This window comes from Pseudoalteromonas sp. CO342X (genome assembly GCF_004208915.1).
Lineage (GTDB): Bacteria > Pseudomonadota > Gammaproteobacteria > Enterobacterales > Alteromonadaceae > Pseudoalteromonas > Pseudoalteromonas maricaloris.
Genome location: NZ_SGPH01000016.1, coordinates 13,669 through 36,687 on the forward strand (window position 1 = coordinate 13,669; position 23,019 = coordinate 36,687).

The 23,019-nt window shown below is 42.5% G+C and carries 23 protein-coding genes; 16 read left to right on the plus strand and 7 right to left on the minus strand.

Features of this window, described 5'->3' with window-relative positions:
- The first annotated feature begins 53 nt into the window (after window positions 1-53).
- From EXT47_RS07065 to EXT47_RS07095, 7 genes are all read left to right on the plus strand, one after another.
- Window positions 54-1,499 (plus strand): glyceraldehyde-3-phosphate dehydrogenase, encoded by a 1,446-nt coding sequence (locus tag EXT47_RS07065; RefSeq protein ID WP_017219277.1) that lies wholly within the window; start codon window positions 54-56, stop codon window positions 1,497-1,499.
- 245 nt (window positions 1,500-1,744) lie between these two features.
- Window positions 1,745-2,872 carry a M14-type cytosolic carboxypeptidase gene (locus EXT47_RS07070; RefSeq protein WP_130126178.1) on the plus strand — a complete coding sequence of 376 codons (1,128 nt, stop codon included), beginning with the start codon at window positions 1,745-1,747 and terminating at the stop codon, window positions 2,870-2,872.
- A gap of 135 nt (window positions 2,873-3,007) precedes the next feature.
- Window positions 3,008-4,678, plus strand: coding sequence for a sodium:alanine symporter family protein (locus EXT47_RS07075; protein WP_017219279.1), 1,671 nt, complete (start codon window positions 3,008-3,010; stop codon window positions 4,676-4,678).
- A gap of 108 nt (window positions 4,679-4,786) precedes the next feature.
- Entirely contained in the window at window positions 4,787-5,113 is a 327-nt protein-coding gene (locus EXT47_RS07080; protein WP_039495584.1) for a hypothetical protein, read from the plus strand.
- 2 nt (window positions 5,114-5,115) lie between these two features.
- The gene (locus EXT47_RS07085) at window positions 5,116-5,397 is read left to right on the plus strand and encodes a YeaC family protein (RefSeq protein WP_010371878.1); all 282 of its coding nucleotides are present in this window, start codon (window positions 5,116-5,118) and stop codon (window positions 5,395-5,397) included.
- Window positions 5,387-8,071 (plus strand): DUF349 domain-containing protein, encoded by a 2,685-nt coding sequence (locus EXT47_RS07090; protein WP_130126179.1) that lies wholly within the window; start codon window positions 5,387-5,389, stop codon window positions 8,069-8,071. The genes EXT47_RS07085 and EXT47_RS07090 overlap by 11 nt, the downstream gene beginning before the upstream one ends.
- Before the next feature lie 191 nt (window positions 8,072-8,262).
- On the plus strand, window positions 8,263-8,862 hold the full coding sequence (locus EXT47_RS07095; protein ID WP_039495587.1) for a polymer-forming cytoskeletal protein: 600 nt from the start codon (window positions 8,263-8,265) through the stop codon (window positions 8,860-8,862).
- Window positions 8,863-8,905: 43 nt separating this feature from the next.
- Here EXT47_RS07095 and EXT47_RS07100 read toward each other — a convergent pair whose 3' ends face one another.
- Complete coding sequence (locus EXT47_RS07100; RefSeq protein WP_130126180.1) at window positions 8,906-9,568, minus strand: FMN-dependent NADH-azoreductase; 663 nt, start codon at window positions 9,566-9,568, stop codon at window positions 8,906-8,908.
- A 107-nt stretch (window positions 9,569-9,675) separates the two neighbouring features.
- Between EXT47_RS07100 and EXT47_RS07105 the strand changes: the two genes are divergently transcribed.
- The 3 genes from EXT47_RS07105 (at window position 9,676) to EXT47_RS07115 (ending at window position 13,131) form a co-directional block, all read left to right on the plus strand.
- Window positions 9,676-10,563 (plus strand): LysR family transcriptional regulator, encoded by an 888-nt coding sequence (locus tag EXT47_RS07105; RefSeq protein ID WP_130126181.1) that lies wholly within the window; start codon window positions 9,676-9,678, stop codon window positions 10,561-10,563.
- A gap of 119 nt (window positions 10,564-10,682) precedes the next feature.
- On the plus strand, window positions 10,683-11,486 hold the full coding sequence (locus tag EXT47_RS07110; protein ID WP_130126393.1) for a PhnD/SsuA/transferrin family substrate-binding protein: 804 nt from the start codon (window positions 10,683-10,685) through the stop codon (window positions 11,484-11,486).
- Between the two features lie 31 nt (window positions 11,487-11,517).
- Window positions 11,518-13,131, plus strand: coding sequence for a sensor histidine kinase (locus EXT47_RS07115; RefSeq protein WP_240701598.1), 1,614 nt, complete (start codon window positions 11,518-11,520; stop codon window positions 13,129-13,131).
- A gap of 99 nt (window positions 13,132-13,230) precedes the next feature.
- Here EXT47_RS07115 and EXT47_RS07120 read toward each other — a convergent pair whose 3' ends face one another.
- Window positions 13,231-13,602 carry a VOC family protein gene (locus EXT47_RS07120; protein WP_240701599.1) on the minus strand — a complete coding sequence of 124 codons (372 nt, stop codon included), beginning with the start codon at window positions 13,600-13,602 and terminating at the stop codon, window positions 13,231-13,233.
- 229 nt (window positions 13,603-13,831) lie between these two features.
- On the opposite strand from EXT47_RS07120, the gene EXT47_RS07125 reads away from it, so the two are divergent.
- On the plus strand, window positions 13,832-14,137 hold the full coding sequence (locus EXT47_RS07125; protein ID WP_130126182.1) for an NIPSNAP family protein: 306 nt from the start codon (window positions 13,832-13,834) through the stop codon (window positions 14,135-14,137).
- A gap of 27 nt (window positions 14,138-14,164) precedes the next feature.
- A complete protein-coding gene (locus EXT47_RS07130; protein ID WP_130126183.1) occupies window positions 14,165-14,680 on the plus strand; it encodes a GNAT family N-acetyltransferase in 516 nt (171 codons plus the stop codon).
- Between the two features lie 49 nt (window positions 14,681-14,729).
- Here the strand turns inward: EXT47_RS07130 and EXT47_RS07135 are convergent, their stop codons facing one another.
- Window positions 14,730-15,629, minus strand: coding sequence for a DMT family transporter (locus EXT47_RS07135; RefSeq protein ID WP_205991255.1), 900 nt, complete (start codon window positions 15,627-15,629; stop codon window positions 14,730-14,732).
- 116 nt (window positions 15,630-15,745) lie between these two features.
- Between EXT47_RS07135 and EXT47_RS07140 the strand changes: the two genes are divergently transcribed.
- The gene (locus EXT47_RS07140) at window positions 15,746-16,228 is read left to right on the plus strand and encodes a MarR family winged helix-turn-helix transcriptional regulator (protein WP_045989463.1); all 483 of its coding nucleotides are present in this window, start codon (window positions 15,746-15,748) and stop codon (window positions 16,226-16,228) included.
- A gap of 175 nt (window positions 16,229-16,403) precedes the next feature.
- On the opposite strand, the gene EXT47_RS07145 is transcribed toward EXT47_RS07140, so the two are convergent.
- Window positions 16,404-16,829: an N-acetyltransferase gene (locus EXT47_RS07145; RefSeq protein WP_039495600.1), complete on the minus strand. Its 426-nt coding sequence runs from the start codon at window positions 16,827-16,829 to the stop codon at window positions 16,404-16,406.
- Window positions 16,826-17,077, minus strand: a complete 252-nt coding sequence (locus EXT47_RS07150) for a hypothetical protein (RefSeq protein ID WP_039495601.1) — start codon at window positions 17,075-17,077, stop codon at window positions 16,826-16,828. The genes EXT47_RS07145 and EXT47_RS07150 overlap by 4 nt, the downstream gene beginning before the upstream one ends.
- Window positions 17,078-17,770: 693 nt before the next feature.
- Between EXT47_RS07150 and EXT47_RS07155 the strand changes: the two genes are divergently transcribed.
- The 3 genes from EXT47_RS07155 to EXT47_RS07165 all read left to right on the plus strand — a co-directional run bounded on the left by EXT47_RS07155 (window position 17,771) and on the right by EXT47_RS07165 (window position 19,924).
- Complete coding sequence (locus EXT47_RS07155) at window positions 17,771-18,184, plus strand: hypothetical protein (protein WP_039495603.1); 414 nt, start codon at window positions 17,771-17,773, stop codon at window positions 18,182-18,184.
- 123 nt (window positions 18,185-18,307) lie between these two features.
- A complete protein-coding gene (locus EXT47_RS07160; protein ID WP_039495604.1) occupies window positions 18,308-18,733 on the plus strand; it encodes a hypothetical protein in 426 nt (141 codons plus the stop codon).
- Window positions 18,734-18,862: 129 nt separating this feature from the next.
- On the plus strand, window positions 18,863-19,924 hold the full coding sequence (locus EXT47_RS07165; protein WP_039495606.1) for a hypothetical protein: 1,062 nt from the start codon (window positions 18,863-18,865) through the stop codon (window positions 19,922-19,924).
- Window positions 19,925-20,108: 184 nt separating this feature from the next.
- On the opposite strand, the gene speB is transcribed toward EXT47_RS07165, so the two are convergent.
- Window positions 20,109-21,029, minus strand: a complete 921-nt coding sequence (speB, locus tag EXT47_RS07170) for an agmatinase (RefSeq protein ID WP_010604538.1) — start codon at window positions 21,027-21,029, stop codon at window positions 20,109-20,111.
- A gap of 3 nt (window positions 21,030-21,032) precedes the next feature.
- Complete coding sequence (speA, locus tag EXT47_RS07175) at window positions 21,033-22,946, minus strand: biosynthetic arginine decarboxylase (protein ID WP_130126184.1); 1,914 nt, start codon at window positions 22,944-22,946, stop codon at window positions 21,033-21,035.
- Window positions 22,947-23,019 lie beyond the last annotated feature (73 nt).

A 23,019-nucleotide genomic window follows, 5' to 3' on the forward strand; every position in this document is an offset into this window, starting at 1 on the left:
CCGTGCCCATTCGGGCTATCCGTTCAAAGAAAATTGTTTATTAGGCAGAAAAAATGACCTTATCTCACGAGCAAGAATATCAAAACAGCTGGCAAGAGCGTCAAGATTATGCAGAAAGCATGCAACCCCTAATCGGTCGTCTATACCGTAACAAAGGCGTTGAAATCTCTGTATACGGTCGTCCTCTTGTGAGCGCAAGCACCATTGATGTTATCAAAGCACACAAAACAGTAGCACGTTTTGAAGAGCGTAAACTACGTCTTCGTGAAAGCTTTCCATTCTTAGAAGTGATCAGCAAAATGGAATTAGCACCAGGTCGTGTTGACCTTGGTAAGCTAGCTTATGCCTACATTTATAAAAATGCAGGTGAAGGCCGCTCAATCGAAGAGTTTTTAAATGCAGAACTTGCAGAATTACTAAACCAAGGCGCACGTCCAGAACCTCGTGACGTTGTTCTTTATGGTTTTGGTCGCATTGGCCGTTTATTAGCACGCCTACTTATCGAACGTGGCGGCTCTCACGCTGATTTACGCCTACGTGCAATCGTTGTTCGCGGTGGCCGCGATGGTGATCTTGAGAAACGTGCAAGTTTATTGCGCCGTGACTCAATTCATGGTCCTTTCAATGGTTCAATTACAGTAGACCATGAAAAAGGTGCGATTAAAGCAAACGGTAACTACATCCAAGTTATCTACGCAAATTCACCTGAAGAAGTGGATTACACCAAATACGGTATTGAAAACGCACTTATCGTAGATAATACAGGTGTTTGGAAAGACGAAGATGGCTTAGGTAAACACCTTAAGTCAATCGGTGCGTCTAAAGTATTACTTACAGCCCCTGCTAAAGGCGACATCAAAAACATCGTTTATGGTGTTAACAACTCAGACATTCAGTCTGAAGACAAGATTGTGTCTGCAGCAAGCTGTACAACTAACGCAATCACACCGGTATTAAAAGCACTTAACGACAAGTTTGGTATTAAAAACGGTCATGTTGAAACGGTTCACTCTTACACCAATGACCAAAACTTGATCGACAACTACCACAAAGCTGAGCGTCGTGGTCGTAGTGCAGCATTGAACATGGTTATTACTTCAACAGGTGCTGCGAAAGCGGTTGCTAAAGCACTGCCAGAGCTTGCTGGTAAACTAACTGGTAACGCAATCCGTGTACCAACACCAAACGTATCAATGGCAATTCTTAACCTAAATCTAGGTAAAGAAACAACTGCTGAAGAGCTAAATGAATTCCTTCGTGAGTCTTCACTTTACTCTGAACTACGTGACCAGATTGACTACACTGCATCAACAGAGATCGTGTCTACTGATCTTGTGGGTAGCCGTTATGCAGGTGTGGTTGACTCAAAAGCAACCATCGTTGATGGCGACCGTGTAGTACTTTACGTATGGTACGATAACGAGTTTGGTTACAGCTGTCAGGTTGTACGTGTAATGCAAGACATGGCGGAAGTAAAATTCCCGAGCCTACCTCGCTAACACGAAATTTACGATAAAAAGCCAGCACCAGCTGGCTTTTTTAGTTTTTGAAACAAGTTCGTTGTGGTAGGCTTGCAAAGATAGGTCAGCTACAATTAGCTAACAAAAAGTTACACCTCAACTTTGTGCAAAGGCAGGCACAGTATTACCTCTCTTTGAGGTTTAATATAATTCTCGACTGAAACATAGTTGAGTATGGTAACAGTGTATTTACACAGCAGTTTTTAACTTATTTAGGGAAACCTATGCGCATTACGAGTAATTTCGATAGTGGTAATATCAAGGTGGTAAAAGCAGAATCACCTGCAGATATTCAACTAGAAATCAATAAAGACAATGAGTCTGACTTTTTTCAATGGTTTCACTTTAGACTTGAGTCTACGCCTTTTTTAGAGCACAAAATTCATATCAACCAACTACTAAACTCAGCCTACCCAGAAGGTTGGAATGACTATCATGCGGTTGCATCTTATGATCGTCAAACTTGGTTCCGTGTGCCAACCCGTTATGAGAATGGCACATTAACTATCGATTTTGAGCCTGAATGTGCTCACACCTACTTTGCTTATTTTGCTCCTTATAGTTATGAGCGCCATTTAGACCTAGTCTACTGGGCTCAAGCCCATGATGCGTGCGTTGTAGAGACGCTAGGTCAAACGCTTGATGGCCGTGATATGAGCTTACTCACTATTGGTGAGCCGTCAGATGAGAAGAAAAAGATTTGGATCACGGCGCGCCAGCACCCAGGTGAAACAATGGCAGAATGGTTTGTTGAAGGTTTGCTTCACAAACTATTGGATGACGAAGATCCACATGCCGCTGCACTGTTATCGAAAGCGGTATTTTATGTCGTGCCAAATATGAATCCGGACGGCAGCGTTCGTGGTCATCTGCGTACAAATGCAAAAGGCGTTAACCTTAACCGTGAATGGCAAACGCCAACACTTGAGAACTCACCTGAAGTTTATTATGTATTAAATAAAATGCATGAAACTGGGCTGGATATGTACCTCGATATTCATGGTGATGAAGCACTACCGTATAACTTCGTTGCGGGTAGTGAAGGTATTCCGAGTTATGATGATCGCCTACAGCGTTTGGAAGACGCTTTCAAGGCGGCACTGTTAACTATCACACCTGAGTTCCAAGATGAATTTGGTTACGATAAAGATGCACCGGGTGAAGCAAACCTCACCGTTGCTTCGTGTGCTGTCGGTGAAGCGTTCAAAGCGTTGGCTTATACCGTTGAAATGCCGTTTAAGGACAATGCAAATCTGCCAGATCCTTACTTCGGCTGGTCAGACCGACGTTCATATCAGTTTGGTCAAGACACCTTAGCTGCAATCTTAAATGTGGTTGATGACTTAAGATAAGCTTAAAGACGGGTAATCACCATATTGATTACCCGTTTATTTTTGTGCGTTTAAAAGAACAACAAAATAATATTTAAAAATAATAAGGTAGAGCACCTCGACAGGGTGTAATAACAACAATAAAGGGGAATATTCGTGGATGCGTTAGGCAGCTTATTAGATAGCTTAGATGGAATGTTAGGTGGTTCACCTTGGTTCCCGTATGTTCTGTTAGGGGTAGGTTTGTTTTTTACAATCTACTTGAAATTTCCACAGATCAGATATTTCAAACATGCGTGTAAAGTCGTTACTGGTAAATATGATAAAAAAGGCCTAGAAGGCGATACCACACACTTCCAAGCACTCGCAACGGCACTTTCTGGCACAGTTGGTACTGGTAATATTGGTGGGGTGGCGCTGGCAATTTCAATCGGCGGGCCAGCAGCATTATTTTGGATGTGGATGACGGCTTTTTTTGGTATGACAACCAAATTTGTGGAAGTCACACTGTCGCATAAATACCGTGTACAAACAGATGATGGCACCATGGCTGGTGGTCCAATGTACTATATGGATCGTCGCCTAAACATGAAATGGTTAGCGGTATTATTTGCAATTGCTACTGTGATTAGCTCATTTGGTACAGGTAGCTTGCCGCAGATCAACAACATTGCTCAAGGCATGGAAGCGACCTTTGGTTTTGCACCGATGGCGACCGGCGCTGTGCTTTCAGTTTTACTTGCGCTTGTTATACTTGGTGGTATCAAGCGCATTGCTGCTATCACTTCTCGCGTTGTGCCATTAATGGCCGCGATTTATATTCTTGGCTCTTTTGCCGTTATCTTCTACAACGTTGAGAATATCGTTCCTTCTTTCCTTTCTGTATTTACAGATGCTTTCACGGGTTCTGCGGCAGCGGGTGGTTTCTTAGGGGCTTCTTTTGCTTATGCATTTAACCGTGGGGTTAACCGAGGTCTGTTTTCTAACGAAGCGGGTCAAGGTTCAGCACCAATCGCGCACGCCTCGGCAAAAGCCGATGAACCAGTGTCTGAAGGTATGGTTTCCATTCTTGAACCGTTTATTGACACAATCATTATCTGTACCTTGACGGGATTGGTTATTTTGTCATCGGGTGTGTGGACCGAAAAGTTCGAAACCCATTTCGAGCGCTCGTCTATGGTTATCTTAGACGGTAAATATGACGAATCGAATCAACAAGACCGAGATGCATTGTACGCCTACTTGAATGGTAAAAAAGAGCATACTGTCAAACCGTTCAATGGTGAAATTGAGGTCGTACAGGGTAAGGCAGTAACAGAAAACTTTACCGTGATCCACTCGCGTTCTATTGGTGAGCAAGTACGTTTTGGTATTACAGAACGTCACAAGTACACAGGAACGGTCGAAGTGAAAGACGGCTTGCCAACAGACAATAGCATCAGCGTGATTGGTTACTCTTTAGTGCATTCGGCAGAGCTAACAACCAAAGCATTTACCCGAGGTTATTTGGGCGAAAATGGTAAATACATCGTTTCGATTGGTTTGTTGTTATTCGCGTTTTCTACGGCAATTGCATGGTCATACTATGGCGACCGCGCGATGATTTATCTTCTTGGTAGTCGTTCGGTTATGCCGTATCGCGTATTCTATGTTGCAGGCTTCTTCTGGGCGTCGTTTGCTGATACGACACTAGTGTGGAAGTTGGCTGCAGTGGCCATCGTAGTGATGACGTTACCTAACTTGTTTGGTATTTTACTACTCAGAAAAGAAATGAAATCTTCGGTTAAAGAATACTGGGAAGATTTCAACAAAGAACACAAACAGTGAGCGAATTTTAATTAAAATTATCTTGTCATTTAAGGACAAGAGTTTGCAAAGGTAGTAGAATAGGGCGCCTCACAGGTGCCCTTTTTTGTATTATGGAGAAGTAACACGATGGCAATAGCACAGTGCCCAAGCTGCGGTAAATCTATTTCCTCCAAACATAAGTCCTGCCCGCATTGTGAAACCAATTTAGCAGACTTTTCTCAAGAAGACAGAGAGAGAGCGGCCTCTAGAAATCGTGTAAAACGTCAGCAATCTGTAATGAATTACTCGTTTATTGCACTGATCCTAGTACTAGGTGGATTCTTATATATCTATTGGCAGCAGCCTGACCCTAACTCGTTTGAAATGATCGCAAGCAAAAGCGTTATAGGCATTGGTGCGGTTTGGTACTTAATTAATCGAGTCATCCTCGTTATTTTGAAAAAGAAAAAGTAGTAATGAATGTAGATAGCTTAGTTCAAAATATTACCCCTGAAGTATTCGAGCGTTTGCAATACGGTGCGTCAACCGGAAAGTGGCCTGATGGTACACCACTAAGTGATGCGCAAAAAGAGCAAACCGTGCAATTGGTCATGCTATATCAAGCAAAAGTAGCTAAGTCCAATGAGCAGTTCACCATCAACGAAAAAGGTGAAATGGTGCAAAAATCCAAACGCGAATTACAACAAGAATTCAAAGCCGACAATGAAATAGCTAGGTTCAGTGAAAATGATCTTTAAACACCTTTTTACACCGAAATGGAAACACCCAAAGGTTGACGTTCGCTCACAAGCAGTGGACAAGTTAGACTTAAGCAAAGACGCAACTTTACTACATACGCTAGCACTTGAGGACGAGTCTGCGCAGATCAGAAAAAAGGTACTTACTAAGGTAAATGACCTTGGTCTTTGGTGGAAAGTTTATAAGCAAGATAGCGAGCTAAAAGAGCTTGCTGAGCAGAAAATTTCGAGTGCGGTTATTAATCAAGACACCGCACTGCAGAGCAACATTCGTGAAGAATACATTGAACGCTATGCGCCAGCTAAAACACTTGAGAAAGTTGCGTTAATTGAAACCGATTTAGCAAATAAAGTTAAACTGCTTAAGCGCCTTGCGAACGCCACGTTAATCGAAAAATCGTTCAAAGAAGGTGATGAAGCACTTCAGATCGCTATGTTGGAACTGATTGCACAGCATTCACTTGAAAAGAGTGTCCTAAAAGCAGCCAAAGGTGAAGCGCTGACTTCTCTTAGTGGATCACTGGAACAGCAGCGATTAGCAAAAGAAATGCCTGCTCAAGTTGCTGAGCAAACGCGAGTTGTGCTTGCCAAGTTAAACGCGCTAAGAGATAAGCAAAACTATGAAACGGTGAACGCACAAGCACAGCAGTTATTTGCACAGTGGCAAAGCATTGAGCTTAAGTGGTTAGATGCTGAAACAGTAACTGCACTAGATGCAAAGTATCAACAAGTAGCAGATAAATTAAACCGTCATCTCAATGAGTTACAAGTTAAACATCAAGCGCAGCAAGCTGAGTTAAAGCAAAAGCAAAATGAAGCCCTAGAGGTCGCTGAATTAACTGCTGAACTTGAGGCCATTGAAAAATCGGTCGAAGTTGCATGTAAAGCACTAGACTTAGCCCCACACGATGCACTAGTTAAGCGTAGTGAAGTATTAAAAGGCAAAGTGTCTGCACCTCAATATGTCACTGTTGAAGCGCTTGGCGAGTTCACAAGAAAACTGCAAAATATTGAGCGTGATCTTGCCGATTTACCCGCACTTATTGCTGCAAGTGAAACCTTCAATAATGCCTTAGCAGAGTTAAAGGCAGTTGAAGTACCAGCTTCGTTAGAAGCGCTTGATACCCAAGTACAAGCACAAAAAGACCGCTATGTTACAGCGCGTAAAGCGTTAGATTCACTGCCTAAGGTATTGCATAAATCAGCAAAAGCTGAGCTATCAGATGCAAGCCAAGCGTTTATGACAGCTATCGAGCCGCTGAAAAATGAGCAAGAAAAGGCACTCAAAATCGCGAAGAAGAAAGCACGCGATGTGCAACGACTAATTGATCAGGGTCGATTTAACGTGGCATTTGGTGTTTTTAATGGCTTTATTGAGCAGTTTGAGTTGCTTACGCCAAGCTACAAAAAGCAGCTTGAAAACCAGCATGAAAGCTTGTCTCAAGCATTAAAAGATCTTAAAGATTGGCAAAAGTATGCAGCTACACCTAAACGTGAAGAATTGCTTACGGAGCTTGATATCAAACTGGCTGAGGAGTCGGTTGACCCTGTTAAGCGTGCTGAGGAAGTAAAATTACTTAGAACACGTTGGAACGAACTTGGTCATGTTGAAACGGAACAGGAAAAAGCGCAAGCAGCTCAATTTGATGAAAAAATCGAATTATTGTTTGTACCTTGTCGCGCTTACTTTGCGGAGCAAGAAGTACAGCGTGAGCAGGCAAAAATAGCGCGTGAAGCGGTGATTGAAGAAGTCAAAGCACTGCTTAGTAGTTTGGATAACGAGGGTATTGATTGGCGAGAAGTGGAAGCACAATTTAACCGCCTAGCCAAAGTGTGGAAAAATGCTGGCAATGTGGATGCCAAAGTCTATCAAAAGCTGAATTCGATTTACCGTGAGCACCATCAAGCGGTTTACGAGAAACTTAAAGCCTTTCATCAAGCCAATGCCGTTGAAAAGGCTAAGTTAGTTGAAACTGCACAGCAGCAGCTAGAAGCTGAAGATTTAGCTGCAGCTTGTGACTTACTGAAATCATTGCAAAAACAGTGGCAGCAAATTGGTTTTGCTGGTGCCAAACAAGAACATACTCTGTGGAAAGCATTCCGTGCCCATAATGATGCCGTGTTTGAAAAGCGCAGCGCACAATATGCAGAGCAAAAAGCACAGGAGAAGTCACAAGAAGCCGAGCAGCGTCAGTTGCTTGCAGAGTTCGACAACAAGGTCATTGAAGCGGTCACTCAAAATGAACTGGCTGCCATTCGTGACGAACTCAATACATTTATTGTAGTACCAGGACTGAAGCAAGAAAAGAATCGTTTATTGTCACAAGTGAAGTCGAAATTAGATGATTTATTTTCTTCCCAGCGTCGTGAAAAGTTCAATGAACTGGTGGAAGCGGTAGAAGCTGACGGTGATATTCCTAGCTCTTGGTTGGGTAATAATAAAACCTCGCTAAACGCTGCTCAGTTGCTATTGAGACTTGAGATTTTAACGAATCAGTCATCACCGGAAGCGTTGCAAAGCGAAAGAATGTCTGAGCAAGTCGCGATGCTGGATGCAAAACTGCAAGGTGAAGAAAGCAGCCTTGAGACTTACCTTATCGGTTATCTAGCTGAGGCTGACAAAGCCGATTTAGTGATGTCAAAAGGCAGGTTACTTGCTGTTTTGAACGCATAGTCATTATATACTTTGAGCCTACTCAGAACACTCTGGGTAGGCTTCTATCGATGTAAACTTTATCCGCCTCTAACACCTCTTGAGCTCGGTTTGAATGCTAAAGTTAAGTGAAATCTGCTTAGTGGCTCTAGGTAGTTACACCACTTTGTCTTAATACTTTGCTCTAGTAACCAATAATAAGAAGAAAAATAATGACCAACAAACTTTACCAATATCCACTTGCGCTTGCGTTTACCTTCAGCTTAGTTGCATGCTCGGTAGGTAATCTTAACGCTACTCATGGTGAAGACCTAAGCCATTTTGCTGGAAATATTAATGTGGCAAGTAGTCAAAGAGCCGGGAACTTATCCCTACAAAATGGCAATATTACGCTAGCTGAAGGGGCCAAAGTTAAATCTGCAGAAGTGACTAACGGTAATGTTCAGCTTGATAAGCATAGTGAAGCGCAGTCAATTAATATTGATAATGGTAATATTATGCTGATGGAAAAAGCGCACGTATATGGGAGCATTCAGGTTACCAATGGTAATATTGAGGTTGGTGAGTCGGTTCTAATTGAAGGAAACGTCATCAACACGAGCGGAGATATTACAATTGCTAGCGGCGCTACTATTTTAGGTGATGTGATTTATCGTCAGGCAGGATATCTTGCTTCTAAGCTTGAGAAAGACATACCAACGCTTACAATTAGTGATGGTGCAAAGATTGTTGGCACTATCCAGCTTTATCGTCCTATTCATATTGAACCTAAACATCTACAAAGTCAGATCACTTACCACTATAAACAGTAAGCTGCATGAGAGTAAAGTGAGCGCAATACGCTCACTTGTGCTCTTACTTAGCGCTAAGTATTTGTGCTAGTTTGTGCACATCATCAATAGCACGTTGTTTTGAGCGCTTATGCCTGTCGTCGCCAAACTCTTGATACTCAGATGCGATTTCATAAAACGTTTCAGCACCTAAATATGGAGCCAACTGCTCGATATGGCTACTTAGGTGATTCAAATGATATTGTGACTCACCTTTTTTAAATGCAAACTCTCCCCAAGATGCCAGTAATACGAGAGTTTTACCCGATAAAATTGGCTCAAGTGGTTTATCACCTCGTGCTAAATCAAAGCTGAAGGTTTTATTTACTCGGATCACCATATCAAACCAAGCCTTTAGCACGGCAGGCATGCCGTAGTTATACATAGGGCTTGCGATCACGATAATATCGGCATTGGTCACTTCTTTGATAATTTCGTCAGACTCAGCGAGTACTAAGCGTTGCTCTTCGCTCAACACTCCTTTTGCAAATGCAGCCGCTATAAATGCTTCATCAATGAATGTAGGTTGTTTTACGGATAGGTCGCGATGGGTGATTTCCACTTCATGTGTGCAGCAGCTAAACTCTGTCAAAAATTGCTCACCTAACATCCGGCTAATTGACTGATGTTGCGAACTCGTCTCACTATACTTTCTTACGCTACTACTTATATATAGAATGTTTTTCATGGCTTTTCTCCAGTTGTGTCTTGTGTTTTATTTTGTTCCTGCGAGAGCAATGTGACAACTGAGAAGAATCCACAAATAGATGAGATAAACTAACTTATAGGTTTGCTATGTTCACACATTTACCGTCTTTGAATAACATAAAAACCTTTGCAGTTGCTGCACATTACTTGAGCTTTAAAGATGCGGCGCGGGTACTTAATGTTACGCCTACGGCAGTGTCACATCAGATAAAATCACTGGAATCACAGTTAAGGGTTCAGCTTTTTGAGCGAAAAACGCGAGCAGTGCAATTAACATTACAAGGACAGGCACTTGCAAAGGTGTGTATTGATTCACTCAATATGCTTGATAATGCGTTTATTGAGTTTACTGTGCAAAAGAACGATTTGCTTATTTCATGTTGTAATTCATTTGCTGCACTTTGGCTTGCTCCGAATATGGCTGCCATTAATCATGCTTTCCCAAACCAAACCGTCACAATATGCGCGAGCGATCAACTCATTGATTTAAACAAAGAGAAACATATTGATATCGCCCTGCGTTATGGCAAAGCGGATCCGAATTCTAATGAAACTCATCTTATTACCGAGAAAATTGGGCTTTATGCTAGCCCAAATTATCGGGTGCCAGACCAAGGTAAACCTGTACTATTTCTCACCCATTGGCAAGACGAAACGGGGCTTGAAAATATTCCTTGGCGAGCGCACATTGACGAAAGCCATTATGACTTGCGTTATTTTGAGCAAGAACACTTTGTCTTGCAGGCGGCTGTGGCCGGGCAAGGGCTGGCACTATTGAGCGATGTATTAGCAGAGTCAGCAGTAATACAGGGGTGGTTAAGTAAAAGCCCAACAATGGAGGAATTTTCAGGCTATGGCTATTGGCTCAGGCAAACGACTTATCGCAAGAGTTCGGCGATTGTTCACCATTTTACCATTTGGCTGGCAAGCGCGTTACAAAATATCAAGGCCAACAAAGATAAGGACATAAGATAAAAAGATAAAGGACAGGCACTTTTATCAATGAGCAAATAAGCCGTTTTTTAATATTGATCTATACTTTTGTGGAACTTAAGTCCTTATTCGAAAAGTGTTTATTGCTAGGTGGTGATGTGATGATAAAAATCCTGCTGATGAGTCTCATTTTGTTTCCCGCTTTATGTTTGAGTGGTGATTATACCTTCGCCTTTGTGCCGCAGCAGTCTGCAAATAAGTTAGCCAATAATTGGCAGCCTATTCTCGATTATCTCAGTGATAAAACCGGAGATAATTACACGTTTAAAACCGCTAAAGATATACCAACCTTTGAAGCCCGCGTGCTGCAGCAAGAGTATGATGTGGCATACATGAATCCCTATCACTTTGTTGTATTTAATGAGCGGGCAGGTTATCAAGCTATCGCCAAGCAAAGAGATAAAATGATAAAAGGGATCATCGTGGTTAAGAAGGGAGCCGGTATTACCGACTTATCGCAGTTGCGAGGAGAGACGCTCGCTTTTCCGGCTCCTGCTGCATTTGCTGCGAGCATTTTACCCCGCGGTGAATTGGCGAAGCAAGGTATTGAATTTACGCCAAGATATGTTTCTTCTCATGACTCCGTTTATCTCAATGTGTCGAGGGGGTTTGTAAAGGCGGGCGGTGGTGTTATGCGTACTTTCAACAATGCCGACCCCAAAATTAAATCACAACTTGACATTCTCTGGATGACAAAAGGTTATACGCCCCATGCATTTGCCGTTAAAAAAACAATGCCAGAAGATGCAAGGCAAAGATTAGTAGCGGCATTGACTTCTCTTGAACTGAGTGAAGAGGGCATTAGGCTACTCGAAGCCGTGAACTTCAAAGGCATTATGGCGGCGTCGAACGAGGACTGGCAAGACGTAAAAGCGTTAGAATTAGAAACCTTGGTTGGCAAATAGTACTCGGATGATTAAGAAGCGCCACAACTGAATGAAAAGAGTATCGTTAAGACTCAAAACCATGATTGGCACCGCTATTATTGAAGCGGTGCTGTTGAGTGCGCTCATATTTGTGGTGATTGATTTTATGATGGAGTCCGCAAATGACGCCATGAATAAACGCGCAACCACGACTGCACGTTTGTTTGCGAGCGCGACCAAAGATGCTGTGCTGTCGTACGATTTAGCCACGCTAGATGCTTTTACCAATGAGTTATTAAGCAACCCAGATATCCTTTACGTTAAAGTGATCGATGGTGAAAGCCAAACACTTTCCTTTGCAGGAAACGAGCGCTTTAAAACGCGCACATTTGAAGATGATACGTTAGTTGCGAAAGTCATGGACGGTATTTTTGATATTCATGCTGATATTGTTGAGGGAGGGACACTATTTGGCACTATTCAGATAGGCATAGATATTGGCACCATAAATCGAACGATGTCAGAAGTAAAACGCTGGACGGTTTCTATCGCGCTGTTTGAAATGGCGTTAGTTGCTATTTTCTCTTATTTTCTGGGGATATATCTCACAACCAACCTGTATATATTGAAAAGCCAAGCTAAATTTATCGCTCGTAATGTCAAAAAAGGCGTATTTGATTTCAAATGGAAACCAATACAGAGTAAAGATGAGTTACAAGAACTGTCTTTAGCGTTTGATGAACTATCACAAACTTTAGCCGAAGAGCATGAGCGTCGAGAACGATATAAGCATGATTTGATTGAGCTAAATAAACACTTAGAAGAACTGGTGGCACAGAGAACTGAAAAGCTGAATCAGAAAAATCAGCAGCTTGAGGCCACCAACAGAGAGCTTGAAGCCGCGCAGCAACAGCTTGTTCACTCAGAAAAAATGGCCTCTGTGGGTCAATTGGCTGCCGGAGTTGCCCATGAAATAAATAATCCGCTCGGTTTTGTGATGAGTAACCTTGATGTGATGCGTCACTATCATGGCGATTATGCTGAGCTTGCAAAGCGTGCGGTTCAGCTTGGACTTGAACCTGGTGAACGTCATACGTTCAATCAATTTGTTAAAGACAAAGACTTTGCTTTTATTAATAGCGATTGTACAGAGCTTATTGATGAGTCGATGACTGGGCTACAAAGAGTTTCTGCGATTGTGAACGACCTCAAGCAGTTTTCAAGAGCTGATACTATTCAATTGCAACCTTGCGATATTAATGCATGCATAAAGACAACGTTAAATCTGGTTGAGAGTAAGCTCAAATATCATGCGAACGTGATCACACAGTTAGGTGAAGTCCCTCAAGTGCTGGGGAACCAAGGCAAGCTAATTCAAGTAATGACAAACTTACTCATCAATGCAGCGCAGGCTTTAAAGAGTGAAGGAGAGATTAAGGTAACAACGTATTTGGAAAATGGCAGTGTTGCGATCAGTGTGCAAGACAGTGGCGTTGGGATCCCCAAGGAGATCATTGATAAGATATTTGACCCCTTTTTTACTACTAAGCCTGTAGGTAAAGGCACAGGACTCGGGCTCTCCATTAGCTACGATATAATCAAAGAGCATGGTGGAGAGTTATTGGTTGAGAGTGAAGAGGGCATTGGGACATGTTTTACTATTTTATTGCCGCCATGCAAGTAAGAAATTGGGTGATTTGATTTGGAGGGTAAGCAGCGTGTTACTATGGGTTGGTTTGTCAAGACCTGTTACACCTTGAAGCGCTAGCTGCTTTTGCCAAATTTATTCATTTACGACAAACGCGCGAATACGATGTTTATCTGGGTCTAATACGATAAAACTATCGCCATATACCTCGGCTTGCGGGACCCGAGCAAACTCAATATCTAGTAACTTCCATGTATCGTATAAAGCAAAAAACGCCTTTTGGCTTGGTTGCATAATAGAGATTTCAGTACCGCCCCCGGTAATGCGACTTGGTGGTGTAAGGGCTGTGTTTTGTTTAAGTGCAATGGAGATGTTGTTTGCACACTTCATAGAAACAAAAGTTGGAGAAAGCTTTACAGTCTCACATTGGAATAGCTGTCTATAGAACGCTTCGCTAAGCTTGATATCGCTTACATATAACACCAAAGAATCAACGGTGACCATCATGGAATTCCATCATTTTTTAAAAAGTTGCAGCTACGATACTCTCTTGGTGTGTCAGTTACTGTCAGTAGCATTACGCTGAATTAATACCTTGGGTTGAGCATTTAATCGAGACAGATAGTCCCATATCACTTTAACTTCATGTTATTAACGCTTAAAGTAATCTCGCACACTGTCTATCGCTGTGTAGAGCAAAGTGAAACTGGTGTTTTTAACAAAAAGGAAAGGTTGTATGGTTACTTGCTACTTAAAATATGTTGTTGATCCGGCAAAAATTGCTGACTTTGAGGAATATGCCAAAATGTGGATCCCACTCGTCAATCGCTTTGGTGGCCAGCATAATGGCTACTTTTTACCATCGGAAGGTGCAAGTAATATTGCCTTGGCATTATTCACCTTTCCCAGTTTGGCAGCCTATGAAACGTATCGCAACGAATCGTTTCAAGATGCACAGTGTCAGGCTGCAATTAAATTTGCAGATGATACCGGTTGTATAATCAGCTATGAACGCAGCTTCTTTAGACCTGTATTTGAATAGAGGTAAGTAAATGGAGCTGAACATCCCGTGCAACTAGATATTTCTGCCAATCTCAAACTACAAAACCTTGCTTTGACGCATGCAAAGCCATTATTTGATTGCGTACAAAGTAGCCGTGAAAGTTTACAAAACGTACTGCCGTGGGTTGCGACATTACATACCGAGGCTGATGCAGAGCGATACATCGACACACGTATAAACAACCAAGTTGGCGGACTTTGGTCTGCTATTGAATTTAATTGCGAGTTTTGTGGTGTGTTTGGGATCAAGTATATGGATGCGCAAACGCAAACTGCCGAAATCGGCTATTGGCTTGGCGAAAAGGCAAGAGGTCACGGCTTAATCGGTCTAGTGCTTGAACAGGTTATTGCCAGGCTTCGAGAGGTAAGTGATATTAAAACTGTGGAGTTTCAATGCTTACAGTCAAATATTGCGAGCCAGCGGATCATTGAAAAAATAGGCGGCCAGTTTGTTGAGTCCTGTGTCAATGATCTGGGCGTAGCAAGTGACGAGTCGCTATATATCTATCGACTCGCACTTTAGTTTCGCCTTTTTAAAGGAACGAGCGCATAGTTGCTATGCGCTCAACTGATTAGTTTACCTCACACTTAGCAGGCACAGCTCGGCTTCGTAGGGTAGTGACGATAATTTGCGGTAATAACGGCATTACAATCATGCCAACCATCAAACTATACTGAAGCGGCGTGAACGTCTCGCCCAGTAGCACCAGCCCCGTCAAAATACCCGCAATCGGATTTGCAATACCACCAAAGGTAAAGTCCACAACAGACATACGTTGTAGTAACCACACGTACAAACTATAACCCAGTGCGGTGTTCAGGAGCACAACCCATAATATGCCGATGAGATTGGTCATCGAGAAATTGTTAAAAGCTGCAATATACTTAGCTGGTGCGATCACGCCATGAACGCTTGATGCGAGCGTGAGAATAACGCCGCCAATAATGAGCTGCCAAGTTAACACCGTCCACCAATGCATGCGATCACCAAGAGACTTAGTGATTGAGCTGCCGATCACGATACAAATTATTGCCGCAAGTATTGCCGCTAAACCAAGAGGGTTTAAATTCAGTGAACTCGGATCAAATAGCAACCAAGCCAACGCAATAAGCGCCGCGCCGCAGAACGCTTGCACCAATCCCGGACGTTGCTTATTGACTAACCAATGATAAAGCATGGCGAACACTGGCACAGACACCATGCCCACGCTAGATATGGCAGATGGTAGCGTTAACGACATCACGAAGATCATGCTAAAAAAGGCCGCGATATTAATCGCCCCAAGGGCGCATAGTATTTTCCAGTCAGTTTTTTTTGGCAAACTTGGCTTAACTGCTAGCAAAATAAGCCCAGCTGGAAGCGCTCTAATAGCGCCAAGTAAAAGAGGCGGCCAGTCCGCAAGGGTGTATTGTGTTACCGCGTACGTGGTGCCCCATAAAAATGCAGGGATCATCGCGAGGAGTATATTCACATTAACTATCTTTATGTTGAGATACTTTGCGGTAAGATATTACTAAAAACACTTTTTGTAAAGTATCTTTATGTTAAGATATTTCTTTACAAAGTTTGTTGTCGGGGCAAATATTGATGGATGCGATTGATAGAGTACAAGAGCAGTGGGCTCGCGAAAAACCACAGTTAGAAACAACGCCCATGGCGATAATGGGTCGCTTAGTGCGCATAGCTAAACATATGGAAGCCGAAGTTGAAAAGCTACATAAGCAATATGGCTTAAATTTGGGCGAATTTGATGTGTTAGCTACCTTGCGCCGCAGCGGCAAGCCATTTCGCTTAACTCCATCAGAGCTATTTAAAACCATGCTACTCACCTCTGGCGCGATGACCAATCGTTTAGATAAGCTAGCGGCAAAAGGCCTTATCAAACGTGAGCATTGTAAAGAAGACCGCCGCAGTGTAACAGTTGAATTAACAGCAGAAGGCCTCGCCCTGATTGAAAAGCTGATTGAACCGCATATCGCCATTCAAGCCCAATTGGTTGAAGGGATGAGTAGAGAGCAGCAAACCTTGTTAAATAGTGTGTTAAAAGAGTGGTTAACGCAATTTGAGTGAGGATGTAAACAGTCTTATAGGCGGTTCACCCGCCGAGAAGTGATGCCTTCGGATGTGGGGGAAAAGTGGTGTTGCCTGCGCGTTCAGGTTTTACTTAAATCATCGGACTGTTTGCAAGCAGCACATAACCATCATAGTGTAGTAGGTTCGAATAATCGAAGCGCTATTCGACCCACTAAACCTTTGTACTCATCACGTACTCTGGATACCCTGTATGTTCATCTTTCTGTTCAGCGATAACACTAAAGCCTTGAGATAGGTAAAACTGATAGCTTGCTTGATTTTCTTTGTATACACAAAGCGTCAATATCGGTCTTTGATTTTTTGCATGAGTAAGCAATTGTTTGCCTATGCCGTTTCCCTGCCGCTTTGGTTTCACAAATAGGGCGGCTAAGCTGTTTTGGTGTAAAGCGTAAAACCCGACAACGTCGGAGTTCAGCTCGTAGATGTAAACCTCTGAAGCAGGGAGATAAATATTACGCATATTTTCTAAATTAGCTTGCCAAAACTCAGCTGAGATAAAGCCGTGTGCTTGAATGGATGCGCTCAACCAAATTTCAAGTATGGTATCTATGTCATCTTCAGTGTATTTTCTTATCATGATTGCAGCGTCCGTAATTTTTCAAGCACTTCGTTTAGTACAGCAATTCCCATTGTTTTTTCCACGAGGGAATTCATATCCCCTTGAAGAAATTCATTCCAAGATACGGTTTTGGCACCTGAATTGTGTGCATATCTACCATACGCAGATAACACAGTTCCATCATCCTGAATGGAGACGAGATAAAGGTTTTGATCCGGCGTATCAAGCCTACGCTCGAATAGTGTTTTAGGTTGTTTATATTCCATGACCGTTTATCAAATAAAAAAGTGGCGATGTGAGTTCAGGTCTCAAGTCTGTGTTGAAGGTACTTAAAACGTACAGTGATTACCTTTTCATTCCTTGTGATGTGCAAATTATCATTGGGCCATACTTGGTACAAGTGCTTTGTTGGCGAGATGGCATGCTTAATCTTTAAAAAAACCAAAATAAATTACAAGACCGACCTGAATACGTTAACTTGAGATTGCTTTTTTGATAGGTATCAAAGCGCATCCACGCGCTCCTCGTTCATTCTTTTGAAACGACGCGATCGAGCGAACCAAGAAAACGTCGCCCTAGCATCACACTTAATCCTCAAATCCTAAGCCGATATAGTGCAACCGTCTTGTAAGGCACGTCCCTGTGCCAGACAAGACTTGGCCGACATCCTGTCGGCACATTGCATATCGGCTTATACTTTTCGGGTGTGATGGAGGGGGAAATAAGTTGCATGTGAGATTTGGCTTTTCTTTAGCAGCTGAACTGTTTGCAAGCAGTACACCAGAAAGAAAATTCCAAATGTTGCCCAAGAGTTTTATTACGCGCCTATCTACCTGTTTACTTTGAAGTTGTTCCGTGGGATTCTTAGATAAACCAATAGCGTTCGAAGTGACTATTTTTATTCAGGCATTTTGGAGAATATAGACTGTGAGAGTTTTCAAAAAAACTAAGGAGTAGGGATGAAGTCTAAAGATGATGTTTGGAAAAAAGCTTGTTCAACATCAATGAATAAATGGATAGGTATTATTGAAGAAGAAACAGAAATTGTTTCATTTGGTTCTAATCCAACACAAAAAATGCACGATCTAATTGATAAAATTAAACATGCAATTGCAACAGGCGATAATTTCGATACATCTATAGATGAACTTATTCAAGAAACTTTTGATAAAGGCGTTCAGAGTGGCTTTGCCAAAGGGTTAGCTAAATTTATTGATGGTTCGATAACAACAAAGAAAATTAGAAACGAAAATAGTTGGATTTTAAGCACCAATTCAAAGCAATATCAAATCACCGCCAAGTTGCCAAGTGCTGGCGAAAAAACAATTCAAACTACTTCATATATAAAAATCAGTGAGCATGGCTTTGAGTAACAAAGGTTAACATGTACCTAAACGACAGTACACAAGATAGCAGGCTGTATTTGTTTGTCGCTATGACCAAGCTTTTCCACGCCCATCGCTCATATACTGGCGTTGGTATTTTTAGAGGCTAATGTGAAATTTGATCCAGCATGGGAGTTCATCGATAACTCCAAAATAGTAAAAGAACAGTTTGATGAGTTGCCTAGTTTTCACGATGCCTATATTGAGAAGTTAGCATTTCATAGTGGTAATTGTAATGATGGCGGTGTCATTCAGCCTAGTTTATTAGTTGTACTCGACTTACCAGTCAGAGAGAGAAGTGGAGCTTCTTATGAGTTCCTGTATTACATACAATTAGAACTTGAGCTATCGGGCATTATTAAAGCATCTCTTAGAGACTTCACTTATGATAATTGCTTGTATTTTTTGAATATTTCTCGTAAAGAGGATTCTGGTTTACTTACTGTAAAAATGGACTCATCTACAAATGGGGATTCGTTTGAGTGTGAGGTTAAATGTACGTCGGTCACTGTCCAAAGCTGTAAAAAGAAAGACTAACAAAATGGCTAAAAAATTAATTAAGCAAAATTAAAAGTTTGTGATTAGTATTTGTTATTTACTTTTTTAAACACCAGTAAGTTAATCTGCTCGTTAACCGTCTAAGCATACTGTCAGGAGTAATAGATTATGGAATTAAAAGATTTTGGATATCACTATTTTGATGAATTCATGAAGAATAATGATATATCAGTCTTACCTGATAGCTATCTTGGTCATATGATGTTGACAAATGCAGAAAATGGCGTGTGTGCTGGTAATTATTCGAATTTACTTAATCTTTCAGTCGCAGTCGAAGCATTAATTGATCGTGATATGCACATTTCATGGTTAATAGATAATCTGAAAGCTTTATCAACATCGCCCTATACTAATATGCATGAACAGATTAACCTTAACTCGAAAGTTGCTGCTGAATTGATTGCTGGTGGACTCCTAGCTGAGTCGTTTAATGAGCTTAAGCCTCTACCTGAAGCTAAAGGAGATAAAACGCCAGACTTTAAGCTATTTGACTCTGGTTATGCTGAGGTTTATTGCCCTCAGACATCACAGCAAAATATAACTGCTGTGAATGAACAGAAAAAAAATCAAAAGGGTAAATCTGTTGTTCTCGCCTTCTCATACCCATTAACAGGTCAGACTGCCGGAGCTAAGAAATATCCAGCCAATAAAGTAATTGACCGCGTCATTAATTATAAGCGCGAGAAAGATCAGGCTCGTGAAGATGCTACAAATTTATTGTGGCTAGATTTAACTCATGGCTTTGATGTATATAGCAGCGATACACAACCACTAAAAACAGTTTTACACGCAGGTACAGCCTATACTGGTAGTTTTGGTGTTTGGCATGCATTTTATGGGAAGGCGGGTGAGAGCGTATTTGCTTCTGAAAGAACTGAACTTAAGTATCTAGACCTTAACTTTGATTCTTATCAACAGCAGAAAGAAGGTCTTTTTAGACAGCGTAACCAATTGCATGGTGCAATTTTGTTATTGAAGGACGGTATTATATTTTTTGAAAACCCCTGGTCATCTAGACCACTTACAGAGTGTGTTAAGAAGAAAATATCTCAACTTCATCGGTTCCGTGCAAATTTCTCGTGGTTTCAATGTGGTACACAGCAGCTTCATAGCTCTGTTATTGATAATGAGCTAGTTAAAATTAATTGGTTATATCAAAGAAATGGCTAACAAAAGCATTAAGTTGACGTTTTAGACTAGGAATTTTGAGGCTTGGTGGGTTGGTTGCGGTGCACCAGATTAAAATGTTTACCACAGCACAATGTTAAAACTTGACCCGTACTTACTATCCAAAGATCAACCCCAAACAAAAAAGCCACCTGGTTAAGGTGGCTTAATCTAACCCTGCATCCGGTTATTTATGCTTTACTGCCCACAGATGCAGTAGTTCGTGTGCAATGGTGGCGGCGGCGATTGCGGTGAGCTCGCTTTGGTCGTAGGAAGGGGAGACTTCTACTACGTCCATGCCTATCATGTTTAGTCCTTGCAGTGCGCGTAAAATCTTCAGCACTTTGTCGCTGGTTAGGCCGCCGCATACTGGGGTGCCGGTGCCTGGTGCGAATGCTGGGTCTAGACAGTCGATATCAAAGGTTAAGTACACCGGCAAGTCGCCAACGCGTGCTTTGATTTGTGCTGCTATTTCTTCGGCACTTAAGTCGTTTGCTGCCATAGCGTCAATCACGCCAAACTCGTGGCCTTGCTCTGTGTACTCGGTTCTAATGCCAATTTGCATTGAATGCTCTGGGCTTATTAGGCCTTCAATCGGAGCATGATAGAACATAGTACCGTGATCATAGCGTGAGCCTTGGCTGTACGTGTCTGTGTGCGCATCAAAATGTACAAGCGCCATTTTACCGTGAATTTGCTGGTGAGCACGCAGCAATGGCAGGGTCACAAAGTGATCGCCGCCTAGGCTTAATAGCGTTTTGCCTTGCTGCAAAATTTGCAGAGCAGCTAGCTCGAGTTGCGCAGTGAAATACTCAGGATCGCCAACTGGGTAAGTGAAATCGCCAGCGTCCTGAAGTTTAATTTTGTCCCACAATGCAAATGACCAAGGGTATTTTTTACTTTCCCAAGCTAAGTGCACGGATGCGCGACGGATTGCATCTGGACCCAAGCGTGCGCCTGGGCGCCCAGAGGTTGCCAAGTCAAATGGCAAGCCAAGTACCACAACGTCTGCATCAATATCTGTGATATTGCGTACCATTGGCTGACGTAAAAATGTCATGCCGTTGGAGTACAGAGAATGATCGGTGTGATCGAATAAGTGGCTCATGGGTTAAAAATCTTCCAAATAAGTATAGCCGTCAAGGCCGGTTTCAAGCTCTGCCAGGCAGGTAGCTCGTTCTTCAAGCGGTAGTTTGCTTTCAACTAGGTTGGCAAAGTTACGCTTAAATTGTTCAACATCAAGGTGTACATAACGCATCATATCGGCAACGGTGTCGCCCGCATCAACATTACCAAGCGCCAATTCGCCTTGGTCATCTAATGTGGCTACAACGGTGTGGGTGTCGCCAAATAGGTTGTGCATGTCACCTAAAATCTCTTGGTATGCACCCACCAAGAAAAATCCCAATAAATAGGGTTTATCTTTGCAAAACTCTGGTACTGGTAGGGTGGCTTCAATACCTTGGCCATCCACATAATGCTCCACCGTACCGTCAGAATCACAGGTAATATCCAGTAATACCGCGCGGCGCTTTGGCGCCTCTGTTAACCCGCTGAGTGGCAGGACAGGGAATACCTGTTCAATACCCCAAGCGTCTGGCAAAGATTGAAACAGCGAAAAATTCACAAAGAATTTATCCGCAAGCTTAGCACTGAGTTCGTCAATAATTGGGCGATGGAAACGGTTTTTGTTATCCATACGCTTGTTCAGCTCATAACAGACACGCAGATTTACTTGCTCCGCCCATGCTCTTTGCTCAAGGCTTAATAGGCCCATCGCAAATTGGCTGTGTACTTCTGCCAAGTCGCCCTGCGTATCATGAAAAATTTCAATCAACGCGCGGTCATCACTCTGCTCGTTGAGCGCCTGCCAAGACGTCCACATATTGTGTAGCAGTCTTGGGGCGTCACTTACCGGTGCAGTTATCTCTTCTACTTGATAGCTTTCGGTGCCAATCACATCGGTGATTAATACCGCGTGATGCGCCGTTAGCGCACGACCCGACTCAGAGATGATCTTTGGCATTGGCTGATTGTATTGCTTACAGGTATCGCCTACGGTGTAAACGATGTTGTTTGCATATTCAGCTAAGCTGTAGTTCATCGAGTTGGACGACTGGCTACGCGTTCCATCGTAATCCACTGCAAGTCCGCCACCTACGTCTAAATTCAACAGGTTTGCACCTAAACGGCGTAATTCGCAGTAGAATCTAGCTGCTTCACCCACACCAACGCGCACGTCACGAATATTGGCCATTTGCGAGCCTAAGTGAAAGTGCACCAGTTGCAGCGCGTCTAGCATGTCAGCTTGCTTTAATTGGTTAACAACCGTAAGGACTTGCGATGCAGACAGACCAAATTTGGACTTTTCGCCGCCGCTTGCTTGCCATTTTCCTTTACCTTGTGATGCCAAACGTACGCGTAAGCCTAAACGAGGTTTAACGTTGAGTGCTTTGGCTTCTGCCATCACGATGTCGAGCTCAGAACGCTTTTCTAAAACGATATAAACCTGATGGCCTAATTTTTCACCGATAAGCGCAAGACGGACGTATTCTCTGTCTTTGTAGCCATTACACACGATCACTGCGCTGGTTTTTTCACTGAGCGCTAATACGGTAAGTAACTCAGCTTTACTGCCAGCTTCTAAGCCAAGCTGTTTTTTATCGCTGGTTGCTTGGCTTGCGATAAGCCCCTCAATGACTTCTTTTTGTTGGTTTACTTTAATTGGGTAAACCAATAAATAATCTTCTGGGTAGCTGTAATCAGTAATCGCCTGATTAAACGCACCAACAATATTATGTACACGCTGTTCTAGAATTTGTGGAAAACGCACTAGCGCAGGTAGGGTATAACCCTCAGATTTAATTTGTTGTGCAATGTTTGTCAGAGTTACGGCGTGCTGTGGCTGCTGTTGGTTCGGCATCGCAGTAACCTCTCCCTGATCATTAATACCAAAGAAGCCTTGGCTCCAGTGGCGCACGTTGTAGCATTCACGTGCTTGCTCAGAAGAGGTAAATTTGGTCATTCAAGTTCCTTAACGTAAGTTAGAGTTCAGCCTGCAGTGCGCCATCAATGGCGGCTACTCACTGAGTGATAGG